Annotated in this window: 19 protein-coding genes and 1 pseudogene; 10 read left to right on the top strand and 10 right to left on the bottom strand. The window is 44.6% G+C overall.

The features are described 5' to 3' along the window. The first annotated feature begins 215 nt into the window (after positions 1-215). Positions 216-1,253 (top strand): hypothetical protein, encoded by a 1,038-nt coding sequence (locus HMPREF9331_RS05480; RefSeq protein ID WP_016420024.1) that lies wholly within the window; start codon positions 216-218, stop codon positions 1,251-1,253. 337 nt (positions 1,254-1,590) lie between these two features. Here HMPREF9331_RS05480 and HMPREF9331_RS05475 read toward each other — a convergent pair whose 3' ends face one another. Continuing rightward, positions 1,591-2,820 carry a 3-phosphoshikimate 1-carboxyvinyltransferase gene (locus HMPREF9331_RS05475; RefSeq protein ID WP_016420023.1) on the bottom strand — a complete coding sequence of 410 codons (1,230 nt, stop codon included), beginning with the start codon at positions 2,818-2,820 and terminating at the stop codon, positions 1,591-1,593. Positions 2,821-3,189: 369 nt separating this feature from the next. On the opposite strand from HMPREF9331_RS05475, the gene HMPREF9331_RS05470 reads away from it, so the two are divergent. The 3 genes from HMPREF9331_RS05470 to gdhA all read left to right on the top strand — a co-directional run bounded on the left by HMPREF9331_RS05470 (position 3,190) and on the right by gdhA (position 6,529). Further along, positions 3,190-3,798, top strand: coding sequence for an LUD domain-containing protein (locus tag HMPREF9331_RS05470; RefSeq protein WP_016420022.1), 609 nt, complete (start codon positions 3,190-3,192; stop codon positions 3,796-3,798). Then, entirely contained in the window at positions 3,795-4,685 is an 891-nt protein-coding gene (locus tag HMPREF9331_RS05465) for a phosphatidate cytidylyltransferase (RefSeq protein ID WP_016420021.1), read from the top strand. Before HMPREF9331_RS05470 ends, HMPREF9331_RS05465 begins: the two co-directional genes overlap by 4 nt. 503 nt (positions 4,686-5,188) lie before the next feature. Next, a complete protein-coding gene (gene gdhA, locus HMPREF9331_RS05460) occupies positions 5,189-6,529 on the top strand; it encodes an NADP-specific glutamate dehydrogenase (RefSeq protein ID WP_016420020.1) in 1,341 nt (446 codons plus the stop codon). A 63-nt stretch (positions 6,530-6,592) separates the two neighbouring features. On the opposite strand, the gene HMPREF9331_RS05455 is transcribed toward gdhA, so the two are convergent. The 3 genes from HMPREF9331_RS05455 to HMPREF9331_RS05445 all read right to left on the bottom strand — a co-directional run bounded on the left by HMPREF9331_RS05455 (position 6,593) and on the right by HMPREF9331_RS05445 (position 9,577). After that, a complete protein-coding gene (locus HMPREF9331_RS05455; protein ID WP_016420019.1) occupies positions 6,593-8,752 on the bottom strand; it encodes a TonB-dependent receptor in 2,160 nt (719 codons plus the stop codon). A gap of 103 nt (positions 8,753-8,855) precedes the next feature. Then, the gene (locus HMPREF9331_RS05450) at positions 8,856-9,176 is read right to left on the bottom strand and encodes a DUF6660 family protein (RefSeq protein ID WP_144267029.1); all 321 of its coding nucleotides are present in this window, start codon (positions 9,174-9,176) and stop codon (positions 8,856-8,858) included. Positions 9,177-9,370: 194 nt separating this feature from the next. Then, complete coding sequence (locus HMPREF9331_RS05445) at positions 9,371-9,577, bottom strand: hypothetical protein (protein WP_009640502.1); 207 nt, start codon at positions 9,575-9,577, stop codon at positions 9,371-9,373. Positions 9,578-9,774: 197 nt separating this feature from the next. Between HMPREF9331_RS05445 and ligA the strand changes: the two genes are divergently transcribed. Next, positions 9,775-11,772 carry an NAD-dependent DNA ligase LigA gene (gene ligA / locus HMPREF9331_RS05440; RefSeq protein WP_016420017.1) on the top strand — a complete coding sequence of 666 codons (1,998 nt, stop codon included), beginning with the start codon at positions 9,775-9,777 and terminating at the stop codon, positions 11,770-11,772. Positions 11,773-11,831: 59 nt separating this feature from the next. Here ligA and HMPREF9331_RS05435 read toward each other — a convergent pair whose 3' ends face one another. The 6 genes from HMPREF9331_RS05435 to HMPREF9331_RS05410 all read right to left on the bottom strand — a co-directional run bounded on the left by HMPREF9331_RS05435 (position 11,832) and on the right by HMPREF9331_RS05410 (position 16,760). Further along, the gene (locus HMPREF9331_RS05435; protein ID WP_016420016.1) at positions 11,832-12,677 is read right to left on the bottom strand and encodes an NTP transferase domain-containing protein; all 846 of its coding nucleotides are present in this window, start codon (positions 12,675-12,677) and stop codon (positions 11,832-11,834) included. A gap of 67 nt (positions 12,678-12,744) precedes the next feature. Next, positions 12,745-13,164, bottom strand: a complete 420-nt coding sequence (aroQ, locus tag HMPREF9331_RS05430) for a type II 3-dehydroquinate dehydratase (protein ID WP_016420015.1) — start codon at positions 13,162-13,164, stop codon at positions 12,745-12,747. Between the two features lie 2 nt (positions 13,165-13,166). Continuing rightward, positions 13,167-14,090, bottom strand: coding sequence for an LLM class oxidoreductase (locus tag HMPREF9331_RS05425; protein WP_009641733.1), 924 nt, complete (start codon positions 14,088-14,090; stop codon positions 13,167-13,169). Between the two features lie 119 nt (positions 14,091-14,209). Further along, on the bottom strand, positions 14,210-15,112 hold the full coding sequence (locus HMPREF9331_RS05420; RefSeq protein WP_009641732.1) for a histone deacetylase family protein: 903 nt from the start codon (positions 15,110-15,112) through the stop codon (positions 14,210-14,212). Between the two features lie 3 nt (positions 15,113-15,115). Further along, the gene (locus HMPREF9331_RS05415; RefSeq protein WP_016420014.1) at positions 15,116-15,451 is read right to left on the bottom strand and encodes a DUF805 domain-containing protein; all 336 of its coding nucleotides are present in this window, start codon (positions 15,449-15,451) and stop codon (positions 15,116-15,118) included. Between the two features lie 85 nt (positions 15,452-15,536). Next, positions 15,537-16,760: an RsmB/NOP family class I SAM-dependent RNA methyltransferase gene (locus HMPREF9331_RS05410; RefSeq protein ID WP_016420013.1), complete on the bottom strand. Its 1,224-nt coding sequence runs from the start codon at positions 16,758-16,760 to the stop codon at positions 15,537-15,539. A gap of 567 nt (positions 16,761-17,327) precedes the next feature. Here HMPREF9331_RS05410 and HMPREF9331_RS05400 point away from each other — a divergent pair. From HMPREF9331_RS05400 to HMPREF9331_RS05380, 5 genes and pseudogenes are all read left to right on the top strand, one after another. Continuing rightward, a pseudogene (locus HMPREF9331_RS05400) lies at positions 17,328-19,374 on the top strand (M13 family metallopeptidase). 262 nt (positions 19,375-19,636) lie between these two features. Next, positions 19,637-20,701: a diphosphomevalonate decarboxylase gene (locus HMPREF9331_RS05395; protein WP_016420010.1), complete on the top strand. Its 1,065-nt coding sequence runs from the start codon at positions 19,637-19,639 to the stop codon at positions 20,699-20,701. A gap of 176 nt (positions 20,702-20,877) precedes the next feature. Further along, on the top strand, positions 20,878-22,269 hold the full coding sequence (locus HMPREF9331_RS05390; protein ID WP_016420009.1) for an SLC13 family permease: 1,392 nt from the start codon (positions 20,878-20,880) through the stop codon (positions 22,267-22,269). A 147-nt stretch (positions 22,270-22,416) separates the two neighbouring features. Next, entirely contained in the window at positions 22,417-23,271 is an 855-nt protein-coding gene (atpG, locus tag HMPREF9331_RS05385) for an ATP synthase F1 subunit gamma (protein ID WP_016420008.1), read from the top strand. After that, entirely contained in the window at positions 23,271-23,807 is a 537-nt protein-coding gene (locus HMPREF9331_RS05380) for a hypothetical protein (protein ID WP_016420007.1), read from the top strand. Before atpG ends, HMPREF9331_RS05380 begins: the two co-directional genes overlap by 1 nt. Positions 23,808-23,811 lie beyond the last annotated feature (4 nt).

The following is a 23,811-nucleotide window of genomic DNA, read 5'->3' as shown; positions in this document are numbered from 1 at the left end:
CATAGAAAATCTGTGAAATCCGTGTTTCACATACCCAGCTGTGGGTACTCGCTGGCTTTGAGGGAGCTTTCGTTATATTGAACTCTCGTTAAATAAAGAAGACAACAAGTCTTCTCTCTATGTTATAAGGAATGATATCCGATAGAATAGTCATCTATTATTAGCACAAATAAAAGCCTACAATATCAGTAGTCTGTAACCCAAAACTCAAAACTATGAAAAAATCTCTCTTGTGCCTTCTAATAATCCTCTCCGCTTGCCAGCCTAAAAAGGAAGAGCAAGCCACAACCTCCCCTACTCCTACTGCGCAGGAGCAAGCACCCATCAGGCAAGAGGCCGATAACCAAGAAAACACAACACAAGCACCCACTACCCGCCCCGATTTCCCCATCGGCTCGGTAGTATATGTATTAGGCAAAGAAGACGCCAGACCAGCCCCTAAAAAGGAAGACCAGCCCCAGACGGAGGATTTCGCCTTGGGAACCAAGTTGGAAATAGTAGGCGAAGAAGGCCCCTATTACAAGGTCAAAAAGGGAGCACATGAGAGTTATGTTCTCAAAAGCGAAGTAGGTTATAAAGATGAGATCTTCTCCCCTGAGGAGCTAGAGCAAGTCAGCTACCTCACCGAATACAAAGGTACTACGCGCACCCCTAAGGATTTGGATAATATCTCTGAGTTTTTCTCTATCTCCCTTATCTCCGAGGCCGACTACCAGCAGGCTTTGCAGCAGCGCCCCAAGCCTTTTGATAAGGGCGAGACAATTGAGAAAACAGGAAAAATCCTATCCCTGCCTTGCCAAAAGAAAAAAGTAAAATATGAGGACATCAGTCAGGACGGATTTAACGAGGTTATCTATAGCTATGTAGGCGAGCATAAGGACATAGAGCAATATATCGTACGTGTGACAGGCACGCAAGTGGTGCCTTATATACTCACCGATAAGGCCACAGGCAATGAGCTATATATGGACGGTTTTCCCCTGCTCTCAGCCGATAGAAAACATATTATCACCCTACATACCGACCCCGTCAACGACGAAACCGATATCGCCCTCTACCGCATAGAGGGTACCGCTCCCCTGCGCCTTAAGACCATGGTCAAAGCCTCCTTGGCTTGGTGGCGATGTGCCATGAACCAGCAAACACCTGTTTTCTTAGGTGCAGACCAATGCCTCTATGCCGCTATCTACCCCATTGGCCTACCAGAAAACACAAGCAAACTACGCTATATCAAAACAAAGATTAATGATTAATGATTTAAGTTTCGCAAGTTGTTTTTAGGTTGCTATTAAAATTGCAAGTAATTGATAAACAATTATTTGTAAAAACCTCCCCCCCCCTCCAAAGGATAGTCTGCGAATACTTGGAGCAGAGTATGTGAGTTGCGAGAGCGGAGTATGTGTCTTTAAGGGCGTTGAAATGGTCTAATTTGTTTATTAAATTAGAAATTTTCCCTTCTATAACTTATTGAACCTCTACTACTTACTAACTCCCCCCTTGAGGGGGGGTAGGGGGGGATGTTTTGAGAATCAGTTGATTACAGAGCTTGCGAAACTTAAATTAATGATTAATGGCATTAATCATTAATTATTAATCATTTTCCGTAATACTTTCAAACTGTTCCCAAAAGTCTGGGAAGGACTTGCTTACCACTTCCATATCATTGATAATCAGCGATATTTTCAGTGATAGCGGTGCAAAAGCCATCGCCATACGGTGATCTCCATAAGTGTTGATAGAGACATTGCGAGGAATCTTGCGTGTGACTGTACTGCCAATCCATATTTCCTCTTCGGAGATATGCACCTCGGCATTTAGCTTCGTCAGTTCGTTCTTGAGTGCTTCCAATCGGTTGGTTTCCTTGATGTTAAGCGTATGTAAGCCACTCAAAAAACACTCTATCCCAAGACCAAAACAAGTAACCGCAATCGTCTGGGCTATATCAGGACAGTCCCTCAGGTTATAGGAGAATATAGGTGAGAGCAAGTCGCGCTCCTTAATAAGCTGTATCTTATCTCCCCAAAAGATAGTACGCACCCCGAAGGCTTGGTAAATATCCGCTACGATACGGTCACCTTGCAGACTTCTCTCCTTATAGTGTTCCAAATAGAGCGAAGTCCCTATAGGGCTGAGTGCTACCATACTATAGAAATACGAAGCCGAACTCCAGTCGGGTTCCACCACTATCCTCTGAGGAGCAATGGCCATTGTATAGGGAATGGTAAAGGTGTTCTCCTCATATGTCCCCTCTATACCCAGCTCATTGAGCAGCGAAAGGGTCATTCTAAGATAGGGAAAGGAGGTAATCTCTCCTTCCAATTGTAAGATTAGCCCATCGGTAAAGGACGGAGCCACAAGCAGCAAAGCCGAGATATATTGGCTGCTTACATTAGCTTTGATAGAGAGCAGACCGCCGCGTAGCTGCTTACCGCGAATATGCAAGGGCGGAAATCCCTCCGCTTTAGAATAGTAGATATCTGCCCCCAATTGGCGCAAGGCATCCACCAAAATACCAATAGGGCGCTCCTGCATACGAGCCGAACCTGTCAAAAAGATATCTTTGTCTTGGCAAGCGGCAAAGTAGGCCGTCAGAAAGCGCATAGCTGTGCCCGCATCTCCTATGTCTATGGTACTCTCGCCACAGTATAGTCCCTTATACATCGCCTCAGAATCCTTCGAGGGGGAGGCATTTTCTATTTGTAGTGTAGGATAAAGAGACTGTAGTAGCAGAAGTCGGTTGGTTTCACTCTTAGAGCCTCCTATGGTTAAGGTAAGGTTGTTGTCGTTCTTTAAGCGTTTTTTCTTTAGACGAATATCCATGTTGTATTTTAGAAAGTGCAAAAATACAAAAACTTTCAAAAAATAAAGACATAACCCGCTTGTTTTTGGCTACAAATTAACTTTTTTAACGTATACGAGCATGGAAGAGAATAGAATAAAAGACAGATACTAAACCCCACATTGCTAAAAATCATAAAACATTTCATTTATCCAATAAAAATTCCTATCTTTACACCTTGAAACGATGATAATTGTTAGTTGTCAATACCCTCCCCTCCTCAAGGATAGTCTGCGAATACTTGCAGCAAAGTATGTGGATTGCGTAAACGAGTGTGTGAAAGTAAGTAATAGAGGTTCAACTTGCGAAACTTGAGTTGACAATTAACAATTAACAATTGATAATTAATAATGAATTGGCTATCAAAACTTTTCAAAGGAACATTCTCGGCTTCGCCAAGCCCTAACCCATATATGAAAGAACCACAGAAGGAACTCCCTATTGATGAGGCTTTTGTAAAAAACTTCAAAGATAAGGGGGGCATCTTTGTCTATGTAGAAAAGCGAGATGACCTCCCCAAGGTGTTCCAAACCGTGGTCAGCGAAGCTGGCGAAGATACCTTCGTCTTTACCCATAATGAGCACTTAGACCAGCAGCTCTCGGCGGACTTCCCCGATTGTTTTGTTACCAATGACCAGCTCGCTACTCATTTTTTGACCGATTGCGAATATTTGGTAGCCGAAGAGGGTTCCATCATGTTCTCCTCTCGACAACTGGGACAAAAACGCCTGGACGAACTCCCTTCTACCCTGATTGTAGTGGCTAAAATCAGCCAAATCGTCGCCACCCTGATGGACGCCATGGGCGGACTTAACCGACAAGTACACCAGGAACGACCCAATAATATACGCACCCTCAGAGCTTTTACGCCCCCTGAGGAAAAAGATTCTATCTTCTACGAAAACTGTTACCGAACCACATATCTACTCCTTTTGGAGGACTTAAATACAACCGAATGAACGAATTACTAAAACGCTGTATCACAGGCATTATATACGTGTTCCTACTCCTTACAGCCATTATGCTCTCCAATGCCGAAGCCTTCGGCTTCCTTTTCCTTGTCTTCGGACTAATATGTCTGTTCGAGTTCAAGCGATTGGTTCGCCTTACAGGAAGCACCATTTACCTGATTTTTCTATCCCTTTGGTGGTGCTTTAACTATCTGATTCCCATAAGCGAATTCGGAAGCAATCTCTTTGTCTATCTACTGCTTTTGGCAGTCATCTCCACCGATATTTATTTGGTGTTTTACCTTTACAAAAAGGAAACCGTCAAGTATGAGACCTGGCAGAAATTCCTCTTAAACCTATTCTATGTAGGGGGAGGCTGCCTATTCATCTCGCTACTTTACAAATTGGAGATTTATAAGAACGAACAGGAGTTGTCCAATTCCTTTGCTTTTTGGGAATTTTCTCAGTGGCGCTTCTCGGAGGCTTTCTCCGAGGCACAACATACCATGATTGCTATCTTAGCCATTATCTGGGCGAGCGATAGCTTTGCCTATGTCTCAGGTCGTTTCTTAGGCCGTACCAAGCTCTTTCCTTCGGTCTCTCCCAAAAAGACGGTGGAGGGCTTCATAGGAGGGCTTGTGGGCGCCTTGCTTATTGCGGCATGGCTCTCCCTATATAGCAACAAAGAGCTATGGAAGTGGCTGATAGTAGCTGCTGTATTGGTAGTAACGGGCACCTTGGGTGACTTGGTAGAGTCTAAGTTCAAGCGTGTGGCAGGCAAAAAGGATAGCGGCACCATACTCCCTGGGCATGGGGGCTTGCTCGATAGGCTCGATAGCCTTATTTTCGCTTCTCCCTTTGCCTTTATCACCCTCTTGGTGCTTTCATATTTTTAGACTTAATGGACAAAAATGTTGCCCCACGCTGGCGCGAGCTTGTAGCTTGTGCCTTCTAATAATAGTCCCCATGCTGGCGCGAGCTTGTAGCTCGTGTCCTTTAACCCCCTCGCTGACGCAAGCTTGCAGCTCGTGCCTTCTAATAATAGTCGATCAGAAATAGTTTACGAAAAATTAGCATGAGCAGGTGTAGGAGCAAAGTCCGCGAAAGCGGAGTATGTGAGCAATTCGCCCTTGAAAAAGAGTAAATGCTAGCGCGAGCTTGTAGCTCGTGCTCTTTAATGTAGGGGCAAGACAATTCGCCCTTAAAAAAGAGCAAAGAAAATAGTTGCCTTTTTGTTTGTTTATTCCTATAATATTCCTTACCTTTGTAGGGCGAAAATTGAAAGTAAAAAGTAACAGGTAATAGGTAAAAAGTAACAACAAATACAAGAATCATTACACTCGGTAATGAGTAAAGTTTTTACTTTTTACCTTTTATCTTTTACCTAAATTAAATAATAATGGACGTACAAAAAATTATGGCCTCTTTGGAGGCAAAACACCCAGGAGAAAAAGAGTACTTGCAAGCAGTACACGAAGTGTTGGAATCCGTACAGGAGGTCTATAACCAACATCCTGAATTTGCTAAGGCAAAAATCATTGAGCGTATTGTAGAGCCTGATCGTATCCATACCTTCCGTGTGGATTGGGTTGATGACAAGGGAGAGGTACAATCCAACCTCGGTTATCGTGTGCAGTTCAATGCCGCTATCGGGCCTTACAAAGGTGGTATCCGTTTCCACAAAGCGGTAAACCCTTCTATGCTAAAATTCTTAGGTTTCGAACAAACCTTCAAAAATGCACTTACTACCCTCCCTATGGGCGGTGCCAAAGGAGGATCAGACTTTGACCCAACAGGTAAGTCCGATGCCGAAATCATGCGTTTCTGCCAGGCTTTCATGCTTGAATTGTGGAAATACATAGGCCCTGATACCGACGTACCTGCTGGTGACGTAGGAGTAGGTGGCCGTGAAATCGGTTATATGTACGGCATGTACAAAAAATTGGCTCATGAATACAATACAGGGGTACTCACAGGTAAGGGTATCAACTGGGGTGGCTCCCTTATCCGTCCAGAAGCAACGGGTTATGGAGCGCTTTATTTTGTAGATCATATGCTTAAAAAGCTCGGCCGCGATATCAAGGGACAACGTGTAGTGGTTTCTGGTTTCGGTAACGTGGCTTGGGGCGCTTCTGAAAAAGCTACCCAATTGGGTGCTAAAGTAATCGGTCTCTCTGGACCTGACGGATGTGTGGAAGTACCTGGTGGTATGACTCAAGAAATGATTGACTACCTACTAGAACTCCGCGCTTCCAACCGCAATATTGTAGCACCTTTCGCTGAAAAATTCGCTAAAGAAAGCAAATTCACCGCAGGCAAAAAAGCATGGGTAATCCCTTGTGATATCGCCTTGCCTTGTGCTTTCCAAAACGAATTGAACGGAGACGATGCCAAAACCCTTATCGCCAATGGCGTAAAACTCGTAGCAGAAGTATCCAACATGGGTTGTACTCCTGAGGCTATCAAGGCTTTCCAAGATGCTAAATTGCCTTTCGCTCCAGGTAAGGCAGTCAATGCAGGAGGGGTAGCTACTTCAGGTCTCGAAATGACACAGAACGCAGCTCACCTTTCTTGGACTTCCGAAGAGGTAGATGCTAAGTTACACCAGATTATGGAGTCCATCCACAACGCTTGTCTCAAATACGGACAAGAAGATGGTTACATCAACTATGTAAAAGGAGCCAACATCGCTGGTTTCATGAAAGTAGCACATGCTATGCTTGACCAAGGAGTGATTTAATAATTGAATATAGTTGTCTTCAAAAAAGAGAGGCTGTCCCGCTTTCGCGGGACAGCCTTTTTCTTATAGCTTGAGCTTAATACCTCCGTTGAACACAAAACCGTCCAAGGGAGCATAGATATCTTTGAATACGGGAGCACGCTCACTACCTGTATAGATACTTCCAAAACGGGTCTGACGTACATCCAAGAAGTTTTCAAAATTGATATAAACAGAACAATGTTTCCATAATTTCTCTACTATAAAACCTGTCATCCAGTAAGGATGCCCACGCTCTCCATCACTCAGCAGCTGTGAACTGAAATAATAGGCTTCTAACCCGATTTTCCACTTATCTTCCACTTCGTAAAACAAAATAGAGTTGGTACGGTGCTTAGCAGTAAGCAGATTGTCCGTAAAGACATCTCCCTCATGTAATTGAGTGTTGGTTAGGGTGTAACCCAAGAAAAGTTTGAAGTCTTTGTAACCTATTTTTACATTGGTTTCCAATCCTTTGGTGTGGATATGCCCTTCTATATTGGTTAGGTGATACTTCTTAGGTGATAGGTTTTCCAGCAATAGCGGATGGTCTAAGTAGGTATAGAAAAAGAGTTGATTGATACTCAGAGTCCATTCCTCTCCTAAAAGGGTCTGGTAATTAATATCAAAGTTGGCGCCATAACTCTTCTCCAACCGATTCTTTTGGCTACTCACAGGCAAGATGTTTTGATAATGAAATCGTTCGCTTTCCTCTGTGAATAAGGTAGGTGTTTTATACCCCAATCCGCCTGATATGCGGGAAGTGAGTTTCTCTGATAGGTGAAAGAGGCTGGCTAGCCTAGGAAGTACTACCCATCCATAGTCTTTGACAAAATCGGTGCGCAAACCACTTTCTATCTCCAACCATGGGGCGGTTTTCCAAGTATTTTGGGCAAATCCTCCTACAATCATCTCCTGCTCATCTCTCAAAGGGAAGGTAGTAAGAGGCTGTTCCTTAAAACGATGATCTAAAAGGGTTACTCCTATAATCCAGTCTGTTTTTTCTCTTTCCAAACCATAGAACCCTTCTGTAAAGCTGCTTAGCTGTGTTCCTGAAAAACGATAATCAGGCAGGACAATTTCTCTTTGGAAGTAGTTAATACTACTCTTTAGCTGGAATCGGGAATCCTCACTTATATGGTGGTCAAATGTTAGCTGGCCACCATAGCGATGAGTATTGTTTTCCTCAAAATAGTGATAGGCAGGGTCGGTATTGCCCCTTAAGTACTCTATATGTCCTCCTAACCGCTGCTCCACCATGGCATTTATCCCTATGTTCAGCGAGGTGTCTTCGTCAAAATAGAGGAATAGCTTGGGATTCACTACCCAGCGTTCAAAGCGAGGAATGGCAGAAAAGGGAGTGTCACTTGGTGCATAGGCTTGGTTTCTGCTATGAGAAGCAAAAAGAGTGGTACCTACATGATTGAATTTTTGTCCATAGAATGCATTCAAGTTTAATCCCTTAGCCGATGTGCCGTCTATATGAAAAAGTAGCTCTCTCGCTGGGGTAGGGGTCTTAGAGATCAAATTGACCAATCCTGCTATGGCACCTCCTCCATAGAGGGTGGAGCTGGTACCCTTGATGACTTCCACCTGCTTGAGGTCCAAGGGGGGCGTTTGCAGCAAACCCAAGCCACTGGCAGCTCCAGAGTAAGCAGGGAATCCGTCCTTGAGTATCTGGGTATAGCGCCCATCCAATCCTTGGATACGAATACCTGCATTGGCACTGATTGGAGAGGTTGTCTGTACTTGTATACCAGTGCTTTCACTCAGTAGCATCCGCAAATCACTGGGGCGCATGTTGGCTTTTTCATCTAGCTCTTCAGCTGTAATAAGCTCAATACGAGTAGGCACTTTCTCTATGGTACGGCTACTACGTGTGGAGGTGATAGTCAGCCCCTCCAGCTCGGTCTCTTCTTCCTCTAATTCAAGGATAAGAGGAATATTAGTCTGGGTAATAGTGTATTCAAGGCTTCTAAATCCAATAAAGGAGAATACTAGTACCTCTCCAGAGGCTGCTTTGATAGAGAAATCTCCTTGTTCATTGGTAGTAGTGCCTCTTGGAGTGTCTTTGATGCGTATGGAAACGCCCAAAAGAGGTGTTTTATCCGTTGCGGAGGTAATATGTCCGCTTATTTTTTGCTCCTGCCCATAGAGGATACTACCGCCAAAGAGAACAAAGAGCAGTATAATGATATTTTTCATGGAATTTTATATGTAATAAATAGATAATGTTGGCACAAATTACAAAAACGCACCAGTCAAAGTAAAGTAGGGGCGAATGGCAATTCACCCTTATGTTGAAGAATTAAGCTATTTTAGGAGGAACCCAGATATTTCCCAAGTAGGAGGAATCTATAATAATATAGGGGTAGGAAATCAAGTGTTTAGTTTCTATAATAGGAGAAAGTGTTTCCAAGGGCGTCTCTTCAGAGACAGGAAGAGAAAGTACCATTTGGCAGCAATTGCAGATACATAGCGGGTTGCATAGGTCTATATCACCAGAAGAATGAGAGTGAGATGCACTCATCTCAGCCGTATCATTGCCCTCATATATAGGCATATCACTACATGGCAATACCAACAATGCCACAAGATAAAGACCTAATATGAATGCAATACTTTTCAAGTTCTGAGTTTTTATTTTGAGTTACTAATGACCCTTGCTGGTGCGAGCTTGCAGCTCGTACCTATGATTATAGAGCTTGTAGCTCCCATAGAGAGCCAAAAAATCTACCTAATGCAAGCTCGCGCCGGCAGAGGAGAATTGAATTTTAGTAGTCAGTTGCCAGTGACTAATCACTAACAACTGACCACTAACCACTATTTCTTCAGATAGTGGCTTACTATTCCCCAAGTGATAGCCGCCAATACAGCGGTTACTCCAGAGATAAAGAGCGCGCCCATAGCTGAGTAGCCATTGACAAACTTAAGGACTAAAAAGAGCAAAGCAAATAATCCCACACCAAAGATAACAGCCTGTGTTACAGCTTGTTTCTTCGCAGTTGCATTGGATAATGAATGTCCCATAATAGAAAGGATTTTATAGATGATTCTTTAGCTACAAATTTACGTGTTTATCTGTAGAAAAACAAGATATTTTTCGTATTTTTGCGCTTTATCACAACTAAGTGGTTAGTCTCTAATCATTAATCATTAATCATTAGTCATTAATCATTAATCATTAGTCATTAGTCATTAGTCACTCGTCATTAGTCATTAAAGCTATGGTTCTACAGAAGATTGAAGCGCTCCGCAAGGAACTTAATGAGCACAACTACAATTATTATGTGCTCGATACCCCCTCTATTTCCGATTTTGAGTTTGACCAAAAACTCAAAGAATTACAGGAATTGGAGGCACAATATCCCCAGTACAAAGACCCTAACTCTCCTACGGTGAGGGTAGGGGGCGAGATTACCAAAAACTTCCCTACGGTAACCCACGAGTTCCGTATGTACTCCTTGGACAACTCTTACTCCAAGGAGGAGATAGAGGAATGGGAAAAGCGTGTCCTCAAGGGACTGGGTACAGACAAGGTGTCTTTCGTCTGTGAGCTTAAGTACGACGGGGCTTCCATAGACCTAACGTATGACCATGGCCAACTAGTGCAGGCGACTACTCGTGGCGATGGAGTGCAGGGCGATGAAATCACGGCCAATGTACGTACCATTCGCAGCGTGCCACTAGTCCTCAAGGGGGACTATCCTGACCATTTCCATATCCGTGGGGAGATTATCATCCTCAAGGAGGGCTTTAAGAAGATGAATGAGCAGCGTATAGCTGAGGGGGAAGACCCTTATATGAACCCTCGTAACACCGCTAGTGGAAGCTTGAAACTACAAGATACAGCCGAGGTCGCCAAGCGTCCTCTTGACTGCCTGCTTTACTATGTAGTGGGAGACAACCTGCCCGTAAATAACCAGTTCGACAGCTTACAGAAAGCCCGCGATTGGGGCTTTAAGGTACCCTCTCAATCCAAGCTATGCCACTCCACCCAAGAGGTGATGGACTTTATCAACTACTGGGATCAGCGCCGACATGATCTCCCTTACGAAACCGATGGAGTGGTCATCAAGGTCAATGACTTCCATGCCCAACAGGAATTGGGCTATACCGCCAAATCCCCCCGCTGGGCAATTGCTTATAAGTTTAAGGCAGAGGAGGTTACCACCACCCTAGAGAGTATCTCCTACCAGGTAGGGCGTACAGGGGCAATTACTCCTGTGGCCAATCTCGCTCCTGTGCTCTTGGCAGGTACCATAGTAAAGCGCGCCTCCCTGCACAATGCTGACCAGATTGCCAAACTGGATCTTCGCCTTGGTGACCAAGTATTTGTTGAAAAAGGCGGTGAGATTATCCCTAAGATTACAGGGGTGAAGTTGGAAGTGCGTCCGCAAGAGGCTACTCCTGTGGCCTTTATCACCCATTGCCCCGAATGTGGTACTGAGTTGGTACGCAACGAAGGTGAGGCGCAACACTACTGCCCCAATGCTTATGGCTGTCCACCTCAGATTACAGGGCGTATTCAGCACTATATCTCCCGAAAGGCTATGGATATAGAGGGCTTAGGCTCCGAAACAGTCGAGCTGATGTTCCGCGCAGGACTCATACACAACTATGCTGACCTCTATGAGCTGAAAGCTGAGCAAATACAGAACCTCGAACGCATGGGTACACGCAGTGCTCAGAATATCATCACAGGGATAGAGAAGTCCAAGCAAGTACCTTTCGAGCGAGTACTCTTTGCCTTGGGAATTCGTATGGTAGGGGAGACGGTAGCTAAGAAGTTTGCCCGCACTTATAAGACCTTAGAGGCATTCCGTACAGCTACCTATGAGCAATTGATTCAGATAGATGAAATAGGCGACCGCATCGCCCAGAGTGTCATAGAGTTCTTTGCCGATGATAGGAATAAGGAGATTCTCCAGCGTTTGGAGGGCTATGGCTTACAATTTGCCTTAGCTGAAACCGCACAAACAACTCTCTCAGAAACGCTCAAGGGGAAAACCCTTGTTGTCTCTGGTGTTTTCGCTCGCCATTCCCGCGACGAGATCAAGGCCTTAATAGAAAGCCACGGAGGCAAAGTAGGTTCTTCCATCTCCTCCAAGACCAGCTATGTAGTAGCTGGCGACAATATGGGGCCTAGCAAATTGGAAAAAGCCACCCAACTGGGTATCCCCATCCTCACAGAAGAAGCATTTGAAGCAATGATCCTTCTTTAGTGACCAATGACCAATGACTAATACCACAATAGGATTAGTCATTGGTCACTTTTCACTTTTCACTTTTCACTTTTCACTCTCTCTATTTCTCTTCTGACCACATCCAAGTCTTCCTGATAGGTCATCCCAAACCATACCGCTTCGGTAGGTACTACCTCCACCACATAGCCCTGTGCCATGGCATGGCTCACAAGGGTAGGAATATAGAACTCCGCCTTGGGGTCTCCCTTATGTTCGGCTATAAAGGTTTCAAATAGGGGTACGCCTAGCTGGAATATAGCTGGAGTAAAGCCCCAGAAATTCATAGAAACAAAGCTCGTCAGTGGGAAACGCTCCCCTGTGCGCTCATCAGTCGCCTCATTCTCGCCTGTTTTGAGTAGTTTGGTGCGTTCCTCTATACTAATGAGGTGATGGTCTGCACTGACAGTACAAATACCACGCGACACCGTCCCATTCTCACTCAGCGTATTACCCAAGCGATACCCAGCCGAGAAAAAGGTCTTCTCTTTCCCTTTGCGCAAGGCCTCAGCCATCATCTCAAACGAGTGTGCCCCATAGAAGTCATCGGCATTGATAATTAGAAAAGGATTATGTATCTGATCCTTCAAGCACAATAGTGCATGCCCTGTCCCCCAAGGCTTTTTGCGCTCTATTTCTTTGGGTGTCATAGTATCCTGACACACAAAAGAGAGTTTATCCTCAGGAAACTTCTTTAGCAGATGCGCCTTCATCTGTTCCTCTATCTCCGAACGAACAATCAATACTACATTATCAAATCCTGCCGCAAAGGCATCTGCTATCGAATAATCCAAAAGAATAGAATCCCCATATATAGGAACGATCTGCTTATCAGCACCAAAGCGGGAACCCAAGCCCGCCGCCAATACGGCTAATGTTATTTTCATATTTCAAAAATATTTCTCAAATTCATTCGTCACTAGTCACTTGTCATTAGTCACTTGTCATTAGTCATTAGTCACTAATAAGGCTTTGTATCGCCAATTTATAGCTTTCCATCCCAAAGCCCACAATAATCCCCTTAGCCACAGGCGATATATAGGAGTGATGACGAAAATCTTCGCGTGCAAAGGTATTGGAGATATGCACCTCCACCACAGCAGTGGTAATCCCGCGAATAGCATCATGCAGTGCCACCGAGGTATGAGTATAGGCACCCGCGTTGAGGATAATCCCATCATAGGAGAACCCTACCTCATGGAGCTTATCTATCAGTGCTCCTTCGTGGTTGGACTGGAAATAGTGCAAATTCACCTCAGGGAAAGCCGCTTTGAGGGTCTCAAAATACGCCTCAAAACTCGCTTGCCCATATACTGAAGGCTCTCGCCTGCCCAAAAGGTTCAGGTTCGGCCCATTGATGATGATAATCTCCATACCTATCCTTCATTCATATGAGGAAGTACCTCTTTACCTATTTCTTCTATTACCTCTTTCATAGGGCGCGAACAGAACTTCGCAATGAATATCGTATGGCTAACTCCCATAAACTTGAGCGTTTGCAACAAGTCTATCAAGTAGTTACGACCCAAGCGGAAACCAAGTTCTATATTGATAGGTTCCGCATTGGGATCCTCCAATAGGTCTATGTACAAGGGCTGTATATATGGCTTATCTGGCTGATTGTATTTCTTAAGAGTCGCTTTCCAGTTCTGTATGATGTTCTTAGTGTAAGCAAACTCACGTGGGTAGTAGATCCAGCCGTCCCCATTTTGGGCAATCCAGTCTAGGTTAATTCCTCCAGCATGTCCTGTAACATACATCGGAATACGCTTGTTTATAGGCTTTGGAATCACATCCGCTTCTCCTTGCATCTTTCCAAAAGAGGTCTCATAGCGAGGAAAATCTTCACTCCAGAAAGTGCGAATGGTCTCCATCTGGCGCATAAAGTCTATACTGCGGTTCTCGTATGGCCTATTAAACGCAGGATATTCTATCGCACGGTCTCCTGAGGCTACCCCAAGGTGCAAGCGACCTGGAAAAAGTTGGTCTATACTTGCCGCTGCTTTGGCAAAGTGTATCGGGTGACGCAAAGGAAGCACCATACTGGCCGTACCGAGCTTAATTTTATTAGTGAGGGTTGCTATATGTGCCATATATACCCAAGGGTCATATATCTGTCCTACATCACGGAAATTAGGGTCAAAAAGAGGAACGTCCCTCACCCATAATGTGTCAAAACCCAAGTCTTCCGCTTGTTGGGCAAGAGTAATCTGTTCGTCTTTGTTCATACGAGGCACTGGCCCCTCAAACGCCTCTATAGGGAATAATACCCCCATAGTAAGCTGATCTGTTGTTATCATATATTTTTTAGTTTTTTATCCAGTTTCACTTTTCTCTTTTCATTCTTCACTCTTCATTCTTCACTCTTCACTTTTCACTCTCCGCTCTTCACTTTCTCGGCAAAGGTACAATTTTTTATTTATATCCCAAAGACTTCTGAGGCTATCTTAAAAGTATTTGTATGTGCCTCCAGTATGGTAGAAAGCCTTGGCGAATAGCCCCCTCCCATACTACATTGCACAGGAATCTGCCGCTGGGCACAAGCCTCAAAAACGAGCCGATCGCGCTGAGCACAGCCCTCCAAGGATAGCCGTAGCTTGCCAAATTTATCACTCTCAAGCACATCTACTCCCGATTGGTAAAATACAAAATCAGGCTGATGCTTCTCAAATAGCTCAGGCAAGACCTCCCGCAGCTGTGTTATATAGGCGTCATCTCCTGTGCCATCCGGTAGGGCTATATCCATATCTGACTGCTCTTTTACAAAGGGATAATTGCCCTGAGCGTGCATAGAAAAGGTAAATACAGCTGGCTTTTGAGCAAATATCTCCGCCGTACCATTCCCCTGATGTACATCCAAATCTATAATGAGCACCCGCTGTGCCTTTCCTTTATCCAATAGATAGGCAGCCGCTACAGCTTGGTCATTGAGCATACAAAACCCCTCTCCCCTATCGGAATATGCATGGTGTGTACCTCCTGCTATGTTAAAGGCTACCTGCCCCTCCAGTGCATAAAGCGCCCCTTCTATAGTGCCCTGCACTAGGGTCAGTTCGCGATCTATCAGCTGTTGGCTCTGAACAAACCCGATTCGAATACGTGTGCGCTCCTCTAGGGTCTGCCCTACAAAATCCTGCACATAGGCAGGCGTATGCGCCAAGTATAAGGACGAGAGTGCCACCTTCTCAGGAGCAAAGAAATCTGCCTCCGTAGCGATTCCCTCCCACAACAACTGCTCGTGCAAGAGAGCATATTTCTCCATCGGAAAACGATGATTCTCAGGCACTGGATGGGTATAGATGGGATGATAAGCAATCTTCATTCTTTACGCTTCTCCTCTGCTCTTTCCTAAGAGCAATATTATGTTATAGACAGGCACCAATAGCCACCAGCCGCTTTTGCCTACATCGTGCAACCTACGCACTGAAATCGCTATAAGGGGTAAGAGTACTATGGCAGCAGAAACACCTACTAAGAAGCCAAAAATCTCTCCTACTTCTGTATCAGACAGAAACACAAACTCTTCCAATAGTAATAGCGCTGTAAGTAGTGCAAAGAGGACGCCTACAAAGAGCCAATAAGGCTTTCGCCCCACACGCCCCTTGAACGTAGCATAATCTTTCAAACAGACTTCTACAAAATATTTATTCAAAAATTCCATAATCAAATAGTTACTAGTTAGCAATTAGTGGTTAGTGATTAGCAGTTAGTAGTCAATAAATTAACAATTGATTAGTAATCACTTTTCACTTTTCATTTTTCAGTAATTTCGCCATATAGAACCCATCATACCCCTCTGTTGCCCAGATCTGATGTTCTTCCACAAGAGTAAAGCGCTGCCCTGCGGGACTTTGCAGAAATCGTTGTACTTGTTGTTGGTTTTCACTGGGCAATACCGAACAAGTAGCGTAGACAAGTTGCCCGCCGTCCTTAACCAACTGACTGTATTGCTCAAGGATTTGGACTTGAGTAGAACGTATTTGGTCTAAGAACTCAGGGGTAAGTTTCCATTTTGTATCAGGGTTACGTCGCAACACACCTAAGCCTGAACAAGGCGCATCAATTAGCACTTTGTCAAAACTACCTCTTTGGCGTTTGAGATATTTGGCCTCTACCGGCCGTGTCTCTATATTAAAAGCTCCATTGCGTTTCGCCCTACGGGAGAGTTCATCGAGCTTCTGCTGGTAGATGTCCATAGCCACAATCTTACCTTTGCCCCCCATCAGCGAAGCCAAATGTAGGGTTTTCCCTCCTGCCCCAGCACAGCAGTCAGCTACCTTCAGGCTACCCTGCGCAGGTGTCCAATCTCCTAAGAGCAAAGGGGCTACTCTTTGCGAAGCGGCATCCTGTAACTCAAAAAGCCCCTGCTTGAAAGCCTCCGATAGAAAGACATTCGCCCGCTTCTCCAGTTGCAGCGCATCGGGCAGTTCCTCAAGAGGTGCTGTCTCATAACCCTCTTTGCTTAGCTGTGCCTGAAGAGCTGCCTTGTCTGTCTTGAGTGTATTGACCCTTAGCACCACCTGCGCCTGCTGATTCAGTGCATGCAGCTCACGCGTCCATACCTCCTCACCCAGCTCCTTTACACCAAGAGCATCAAGCCAATCAGGTACCGACTCTCGCACTGCACGCTCCTTGGAGAGTGCATCAAAACGTCCCTTGATACGGCGCTCTGGCGTCCCCTCAAAGTACCACTCAGGAAGTGTAATCCCCCTGAGCACCGCCCATACAGCAAACACCCGTCGGGTACTCTGCACCGTAAAAGGCGCCTTCTCTTGGGCTATCTCTGTATAAAGACGCTTATAGCGAATCAGTTCATAGAGTGTCTCTGCTATAAAAGCTCTATCCTTGCTTCCCCAGCGCTTATCACGCTTAAGCAAACGCTCTATCACCTTATCCGCATAGAGACCATCATTATTAATCTGTAGAAAACCATCTACTACGGCATCCACCAAATTCCTATGTAATCGCATCTATTTCTTATCTTCTAAAATATTGGCAAATGTACGTTTTTTTTCCTTTCCAACAGAATATTCTCAATTAAAATTCGTACATTTGCCGTAATATTAATTTTTATCAATACATCCCTGTAAAGACTATGCTAATAAGGGGTATCTTGGCCAGCCTCTGCTGGCGCGAGCTTGTAGCTCGTGCCTACTATTAAGTAGAGCCTTTGGCTCTTTATGAGAGCTACAAACTCCATAATCATTAGGTACGAGCTGCAAGCTCGCACCAGCGGGGGGGTACGAAAAATTAGCATGAGCAGGTGTAGGGGCTAATGGCAATTAGCCCTTGAAAAAGAGCAAATTAGGAACTAATCCTTTGCCTTATTTATTCCCTCTGCTGGCGCGAGCTTGTAGCTCGTGCCTACTATCAAGTAGAGCCTTTGGCTCTTTATAGGAGCTACAAGCTCCATAATCATAGGTACGAGCTGCAAGCTCGCACCAGCGGAGGGTGAAATCCGTGAAAATCCGCGGGAGCTTTTGTTATATCGAACTCACGTTAATCACCATAGAAATACCTCGGAAATTCAATAAAAAATGAAAAAAAATACCTTCTCAAAAACCGCCCTTTGGGCTTCTCTTTCCCTTTTGGCAGCTTGCGGCAACCCTCCTAAGGAAACCCCAGCCAAAACCGAAGAAAAAGGCCTTGACATCTCCGCTATGGACTCCTCTGTACGTCCGCAAGATGACTTCTACAACTATGTCAATGGTAGCTGGATGAAAACCGCTAAAATCCCAGCCGACAAAACCTCTTGGGGTACCTACTACATGTTGGACGACATTACCGAAACCAACTGCCTCTCTATCTTAGACGACCTCGTCAGCAAGCAGTATTCCGATGGTAGTGAAGGCCAAAAAAATCCAAACCCTCTACAAGCAGTACGTAGACTGGGATACCCGTAACAAACAAGGTCTTAGCCCCATCGAGGGACAATTAGCCCAGATTGACAACATCAAGTCCCTAGCCGACCTCCAGAAATACTTGGAAGAAGCCACTCGCCTAGGCAACAATCCTATCTGTGCATGGGGCGCCTATGCCGATATGAAAGATTCCAATACCAATGTGGCCTATCTGAGCAATTTCTCTATCGGTATGGGCAATGACTACTACCAAAAAGAGAGCCAAAGCAACACCGAAGCCCTACAGAAATACGAGGCCTTCGTCGCCCAAGTATTCAAGGCTATGGGAGCTCAAAACCCCGAAGAGAAAGCTCAAAAACAAGTGGCCTTTGAAAAAAGCCTTGCCAAACTCATGCTCACCGTTGAGGAAAGCCGAGACCCTAACCTAAGCTACCACCCTCTCAGTGTGGAAGAGTTGGGCACCATGGTCAAGAATATCAACCTACCACAACTGCTCAAGAATGTTGGTATGGGTGAAAACAAAGTCATTGTCTCTGAATTGCGCTTGTACAAGGACTATGATAAGTTTATCAACGCCAACAACTTACCTCTGCTCAAGGACTACCTAAAATATATGTTGGTACTAAGCAATATCTCTAACCTCAATGAGGAATTGGACAACCTTTCCTTTGAGTTTTATGACAAATACCTACGTGGCCAGCAGGAACAACGCTCTATCCAAAAGCGTGCCTTCTCTCTTATTGATGGGTCCTTGGGTGAGGCTTTTGGTAAACTCTATGTAGAAAAATTCTTCCCTAAAACCTCTAAGGATCAGATGCTTACTCTTATCAGCTATCTAAGAAAGAGTTTTGCCCAGCATATCCAAAACCTCTCTTGGATGAGCGAGGAAACCAAGCAAAAAGCCTTAGCCAAATTGGACAAACTCAATGTAAAAGTAGGCTATCCCGACAAGTGGGAGGACTATTCTAAACTCAACATCGACCCCAAGGCCACCCTTACCGAGAACCTACAACACCTCTCCCAATGGTACTACCAAAAGAGCCTAGACGAAGTGGGCAAGCCTGTGGATAAAACCAAATGGGGCATGACGCCACAAACTGTCAATGCCTACTACAGTCCTCTCTACAACGAGATTGTTTTCCCTGCCGCTATCCTGCAAGCCCCTATGTTCAACCCTGAAGCTGACCCAGCTGTGAATTTCGGTGCTATCGGGGGGATCATAGGACACGAGATGACCCATGGCTTTGATGACAGCGGTGCCCAATTTGATGCCGATGGAAACCTACAAGACTGGTGGAGCCCTGCCGACCGTGCCAATTTCGAAAAAGCAACCCAAGCATTGGCCAAACAATACGACCAATATGAACCCGTAAAAGGAATCTTTGTCAATGGTATCTTCACCAATGGAGAGAACATTGCCGACCTTGGCGGTGCCAATATCGCCTTTGACGCCTTACAAATGTATCTCAAAGATCATGGTGATGTAGCCAAAATTAGCGGATTTACCCAAAACGAACGCTTCTTTATCGCTTGGGCTACTGTATGGCGCTCCCTTACCACCGACCAGAACCTTACCAATCAGGTTAAAACCGACCCTCACGCCCCTGACTACCTCCGTGCCTTTGCCCCTCTAACCAATGTGGATGCTTGGTATCAGACTTTCAATGTCAAAGAAGGAGACAAACTCTATAGAAAACCTCAGGACAGAGTCAAAATTTGGTAACACAAATAAGTGAAGAGAAAAATAAGAGAAGAGAGAATAGTGAACAGTGAAAAACGTCCTTAGAGGAGTTTCCATTTTTCATCTTTCACTCTTCTCTTTTTATTTTTTACTTTCATTTCGTTCTATAAATATTAACAATTAACGATTAACAATTAACAATTAATCTTTGTATCTTTGCCGCTCATTATAAGGTATCCAAAAGCACCTTTATTAATTATTAATCATTAGTTGCTAGTCATTAGTTACTAGTCATTATCAAAGGATGTTAGTAGACAAATTTATTCCTAAGCCCTACACTCAGAAGGTAGAGGCAGCCAAAGTGCAACATCGTGCACCGAGCAATATTGCCTTGGTGAAGTATTGGGGAAAGAAGGGTGAACAAATCCCTATGAATCCCTCTATCAGTTTCACCCTCTCTGATTCTTACACTGAAACCATTATGGAGATGGCCCCTCGTACCGATTTTACTACGAGCTTCCAGATTGATTTCTATTTTGACAAAGAACCCAAGGAAAATTTTCTCCCTAAAATAGAAACTTTCTTTACCCGTATCCGCAACTATATCCCCTTTCTTAGAGACTATTACTTTATTGTACGTACCCGCAATTCCTTTCCTCATAGCTCAGGGATCGCCTCTTCTGCCAGCGGTATGGCCGCTTTAGCCGTCTGCCTGATGAAGATAGAAAAACTCTTCGCTCCGGAGATGAGTGAGCAATTTTTCTATGAAAAAGCCTCCTTTTTAGCACGCTTAGGTTCTGGAAGTGCCTGCCGTAGTACCTATGGCGGTATTGTTATGTGGGGCGCCCATCCGGCCGTACCTGATAGCTCCAACTTTTACGGTGTCCCCTTAAAAGACACCCATGAGATATTTGACACCTACCAAGACACCATTCTTCTTATTGACAAGGGACAAAAGCCCGTGAGCAGCTCCAAGGGACACAAGCTCATGATAGACCATCCCTACGCCGAAGCGCGTTTTGCTCAAGCAAGGCAGAACATCACCCTGCTGAGAGATGTGCTCTCCCAAGGTGATCTGAATGAGTTCAACAAAATCGTGGAAAGCGAAGCCCTCGCCCTACATGCCATGATGCTCACCTCCAACCCTTATTATATACTGATGCGCCCCAATACCCTATCGGCTATAGAAAGGATATGGTATTTCCGCGCCAGTACCAACACCCCCATCTGCTTTACCCTCGATGCTGGTGCCAATATACACCTGCTCTACCCCGAAGCCGAAAAATCAAAGGTACACCCCTTCATCGAAGAAAAACTCAGACCCCTATGCCAAGACGGAGATGTTCTCTTTGATCACGTAGGCAAATAAGAGTTAATTCTTTCATATTAAGACACTTATAACAAATAAAAACCTATCTATAAAAAAAATAGGCCAATTGTTGAAAAAAAATATAAAAAAACTCTTGCTTTTTTCGTCTAAAAAATGTAATTTTGTTGGACATAAATAGCAAGGGTTTTTTCCTTGTTTGCTAATTCCTATAGCCTATGAAAACTGAGTTTATTACTGCCAAGCGAGCCCTGATTCTATTAGTGGCCGTACTGCTCTCAGGGGCGCTTATGTTATGGCTCCCCTACGAAGCTAAGACCAACAAAGGTCTAGCGCTACTAGTCTTAGTAGCTATCCTATGGCTTACCGAGGTGATTCCTATCACCATTACAGCCATAGCGGTACCGATCCTTTCCGTCATCTTAGGATTGGTAGATACCAAGCCCGCACTGCAACATTTTGCCAACCCGACTATCTTCCTATTCTTTGGAGGATTTGCCTTAGCGGCCGCACTGAGCGTCAACAAGTTGGACAAATACATTGCTTACAAAGTGCTATCCCTTGCCCGTGGTAATTTCCTATGGGCTGTCCTATTGCTCTTTTTGGTAACCGCTGGTCTCTCTATGGGAATTAGTAACACAGCTACTGCAGCTATGATGATTCCTCTAGGCATCGGTTTGCTCAAGGGCTTACCTTATGAGCAGAACAAAGGCTCCTACTGGTTCGTAATCTTGGGGATTACCTATTCGGCCAGTATTGGGGGTATGGGTACCCTTGTAGGTAGCCCTCCAAACGCCATTGTTTCCTCTAACTTGGGCGTAACTTTCCAAGAGTGGCTATGGTATGGTATGCCTGTGGTAGCAGGATTATTGCCTCTTACCATACTCACCCTATACTTCATCTTCCGTCCCAATCTGAAAGTGCCCATGGACAAAGTCAAAGGTGATGATCACAAGGAAGAACCACTCAACAAAAAACAATGGGGTGCTATCATTATCTTTGCGCTTACTGCCTTATTTTGGATTTTCTCCACACAGGTCAACCCTATACTCTCTGGTCTTTTCGGATTGGAAAAAATAGGTGATTTTGACAGTATAATCGCCCTAACAGCCGCTATCCTCGTTTGTACCTTCAACATCGTAAGCTGGAAGGATATTGAGGAAAACACCGACTGGGGTGTACTCCTACTCTTCGGAGGGGGGCTTACCCTGAGTGCTGTCCTAGGCTCCTCTGGAGCAAGTAAGGCTTTGGTAGAGAGTATTGTAGAACTTATCCGTAACCAAAACCACTTTATCATAGGTCTTTTGGTAGCTACCTTTATCATATTCCTCACCGAATTTACCTCCAATACAGCCAGTGCTGCGCTCTTGGTACCTATCTTTATCTCCATTGCCAAGGAAATAGGCGTGCCTGAAATCGGTTTGGCGATGATTATTGGTATTGGTGCCTCTTGTGCCTTCATGCTCCCTGTAGCTACCCCGCCCAATGCCATTGCCTTTGGTACGGGACTCATCCCTCAGAAAGTGATGCTCAAAGCAGGATTTTGGCTCAATATCATCAGTATATTGTTTATCAGTATCATAGGATACTATTTCTGGGGAGGAAAATAATTAATGACTATTGACAAGTGACTAATGACCAATCCTCCCTGCTTCATTAGTCACTTGTCATTATAAAAATTTATCATTTGTCATTTGTTATTTGTCATTATTTTTTCGTATTTTTGCACTCGCAAAGAATCTGTTTAATATCCAGTTATGGCCAACCTTAAAGAGATACGCAATCGTATCAACTCGATAAGTTCTACCATGCAGATAACCAGCGCGATGAAAATGGTGTCTGCCGCTAAGTCCAAAAAAGCACAAGAGGCTATCCATGCCATGAAACCTTACGCTAGTACCTTAGGAAACCTCCTTAAATCCCTCAAGAGCGCCTTGGGTACTACAAACCCTTTCCTGCCTCGTGAAAAGGGAGAAAAGCGTATTCTTGTGGTGGCTATCACCTCCGACAGAGGGTTATGCGGGGCTTTCAACTCTACTGTAGTAAAGCACACCCTATCCCTTTTGGAGAAATACGAAGGAAAAGAGGTGGAAATACTCACCATTGGTAAAAAAGGAAATGATATTCTCAAGAAAACAGGCAAAGTAAGTCGCTATTGCGAAGGTTTCTTTGACCATATGGACTTCCAAAAGGTAGCTACCTTAGCCCAAGAGCTTATGAACGCCTACACCAAGGGCACTTATGACCGTATCATCTTAGTATACAACAGTTTTAAGAACGTTGCCACTCAGATTCTCACCGAAGAGGTATTCCTGCCTCTACAACTAACCACAGAAGAAGAGCAAGAAGAGAGCGACTTTATCTATGAGCCATCGGCTGAGGCCATCATAGAGGGACTTATTCCTAAGCATCTCAAGCTACAGCTATACAAGGGACTACGTGATTCCTTAGCGGCCGAACATGGAGCTCGTATGACGGCTATGCACAAGGCTACCGACAACGCCTCTACCCTCCGTGACGAACTCACTCTTACTTATAACAAAGCCCGACAAACGGCTATTACCAACGAAATCCTTGAAATTGTCTCCGGAGCAAACGCCCTAAACAGTTAATGAAGACTTGTAAGATATATAAAGGAGCCATTATCGTTAATGGTTCCTTTGTTTTTGAAATGTTAGGTGGAGATTTCTCCACTTTCGCCAAGGGCGCCTATAAGCATTTAGGAATTGATTATCCCAAATTCTTTAAAATGGACGCTCTTAGCAAACTGGCTTTCTTGGGGGTAGAATACCTCCTTGAAGGGTTCTCTTCGGAAGAGAAAGAAGGCTTAGCGCTTGTTTTTGCCAACCATTCGGCAAGTCTAGATACCGATCTTAGGCACCAAGAGACCATACAAGACCCTAATAACTACTACCCCTCCCCTGCTATATTTGTTTATACACTCCCCAATATTTGCTTGGGGGAAATAGCTATTCGTCATGGCCTTAGGACTGAGAGTAGTTTCTTCATATTTGACCAATATCCAAGCGAATTTTTCTCTCAATACAGCCAATACCTATTGCAGGTAGGCAAGGCTAAGAAAGTCCTCTGCGCATGGGTAGAACTCATGGCAGAAGACTATTGTTTAACTATCAATATAATGGAATAAGAGT

Source organism: Capnocytophaga granulosa ATCC 51502, from assembly GCF_000411115.1.
In the GTDB taxonomy this organism is placed as follows: Bacteria; Bacteroidota; Bacteroidia; order Flavobacteriales; family Flavobacteriaceae; genus Capnocytophaga; species Capnocytophaga granulosa.
The sequence above is the reverse complement of the archived record's forward strand: the minus strand, read 5'-3'. Positions and strand labels throughout refer to the sequence as shown.

Coding starts and splice junctions, on each gene's coding strand:
- HMPREF9331_RS05480 (WP_016420024.1), top strand. CDS start 216: ATGAAAAAATCTCTCTTGTGCCTTCTAATAATCCTCTCCGCTTGCCAG.
- HMPREF9331_RS05475 (WP_016420023.1), bottom strand. CDS start 2,820: ATGGATATTCGTCTAAAGAAAAAACGCTTAAAGAACGACAACAACCTT.
- HMPREF9331_RS05470 (WP_016420022.1), top strand. CDS start 3,190: ATGAATTGGCTATCAAAACTTTTCAAAGGAACATTCTCGGCTTCGCCA.
- HMPREF9331_RS05465 (WP_016420021.1), top strand. CDS start 3,795: ATGAACGAATTACTAAAACGCTGTATCACAGGCATTATATACGTGTTC.
- gdhA (WP_016420020.1), top strand. CDS start 5,189: ATGGACGTACAAAAAATTATGGCCTCTTTGGAGGCAAAACACCCAGGA.
- HMPREF9331_RS05455 (WP_016420019.1), bottom strand. CDS start 8,752: ATGAAAAATATCATTATACTGCTCTTTGTTCTCTTTGGCGGTAGTATC.
- HMPREF9331_RS05445 (WP_009640502.1), bottom strand. CDS start 9,577: ATGGGACATTCATTATCCAATGCAACTGCGAAGAAACAAGCTGTAACA.
- ligA (WP_016420017.1), top strand. CDS start 9,775: ATGGTTCTACAGAAGATTGAAGCGCTCCGCAAGGAACTTAATGAGCAC.
- HMPREF9331_RS05435 (WP_016420016.1), bottom strand. CDS start 12,677: ATGAAAATAACATTAGCCGTATTGGCGGCGGGCTTGGGTTCCCGCTTT.
- aroQ (WP_016420015.1), bottom strand. CDS start 13,164: ATGGAGATTATCATCATCAATGGGCCGAACCTGAACCTTTTGGGCAGG.
- HMPREF9331_RS05425 (WP_009641733.1), bottom strand. CDS start 14,090: ATGATAACAACAGATCAGCTTACTATGGGGGTATTATTCCCTATAGAG.
- HMPREF9331_RS05420 (WP_009641732.1), bottom strand. CDS start 15,112: ATGAAGATTGCTTATCATCCCATCTATACCCATCCAGTGCCTGAGAAT.
- HMPREF9331_RS05415 (WP_016420014.1), bottom strand. CDS start 15,451: ATGGAATTTTTGAATAAATATTTTGTAGAAGTCTGTTTGAAAGATTAT.
- HMPREF9331_RS05410 (WP_016420013.1), bottom strand. CDS start 16,760: ATGCGATTACATAGGAATTTGGTGGATGCCGTAGTAGATGGTTTTCTA.
- HMPREF9331_RS05395 (WP_016420010.1), top strand. CDS start 19,637: ATGTTAGTAGACAAATTTATTCCTAAGCCCTACACTCAGAAGGTAGAG.
- HMPREF9331_RS05390 (WP_016420009.1), top strand. CDS start 20,878: ATGAAAACTGAGTTTATTACTGCCAAGCGAGCCCTGATTCTATTAGTG.
- atpG (WP_016420008.1), top strand. CDS start 22,417: ATGGCCAACCTTAAAGAGATACGCAATCGTATCAACTCGATAAGTTCT.
- HMPREF9331_RS05380 (WP_016420007.1), top strand. CDS start 23,271: ATGAAGACTTGTAAGATATATAAAGGAGCCATTATCGTTAATGGTTCC.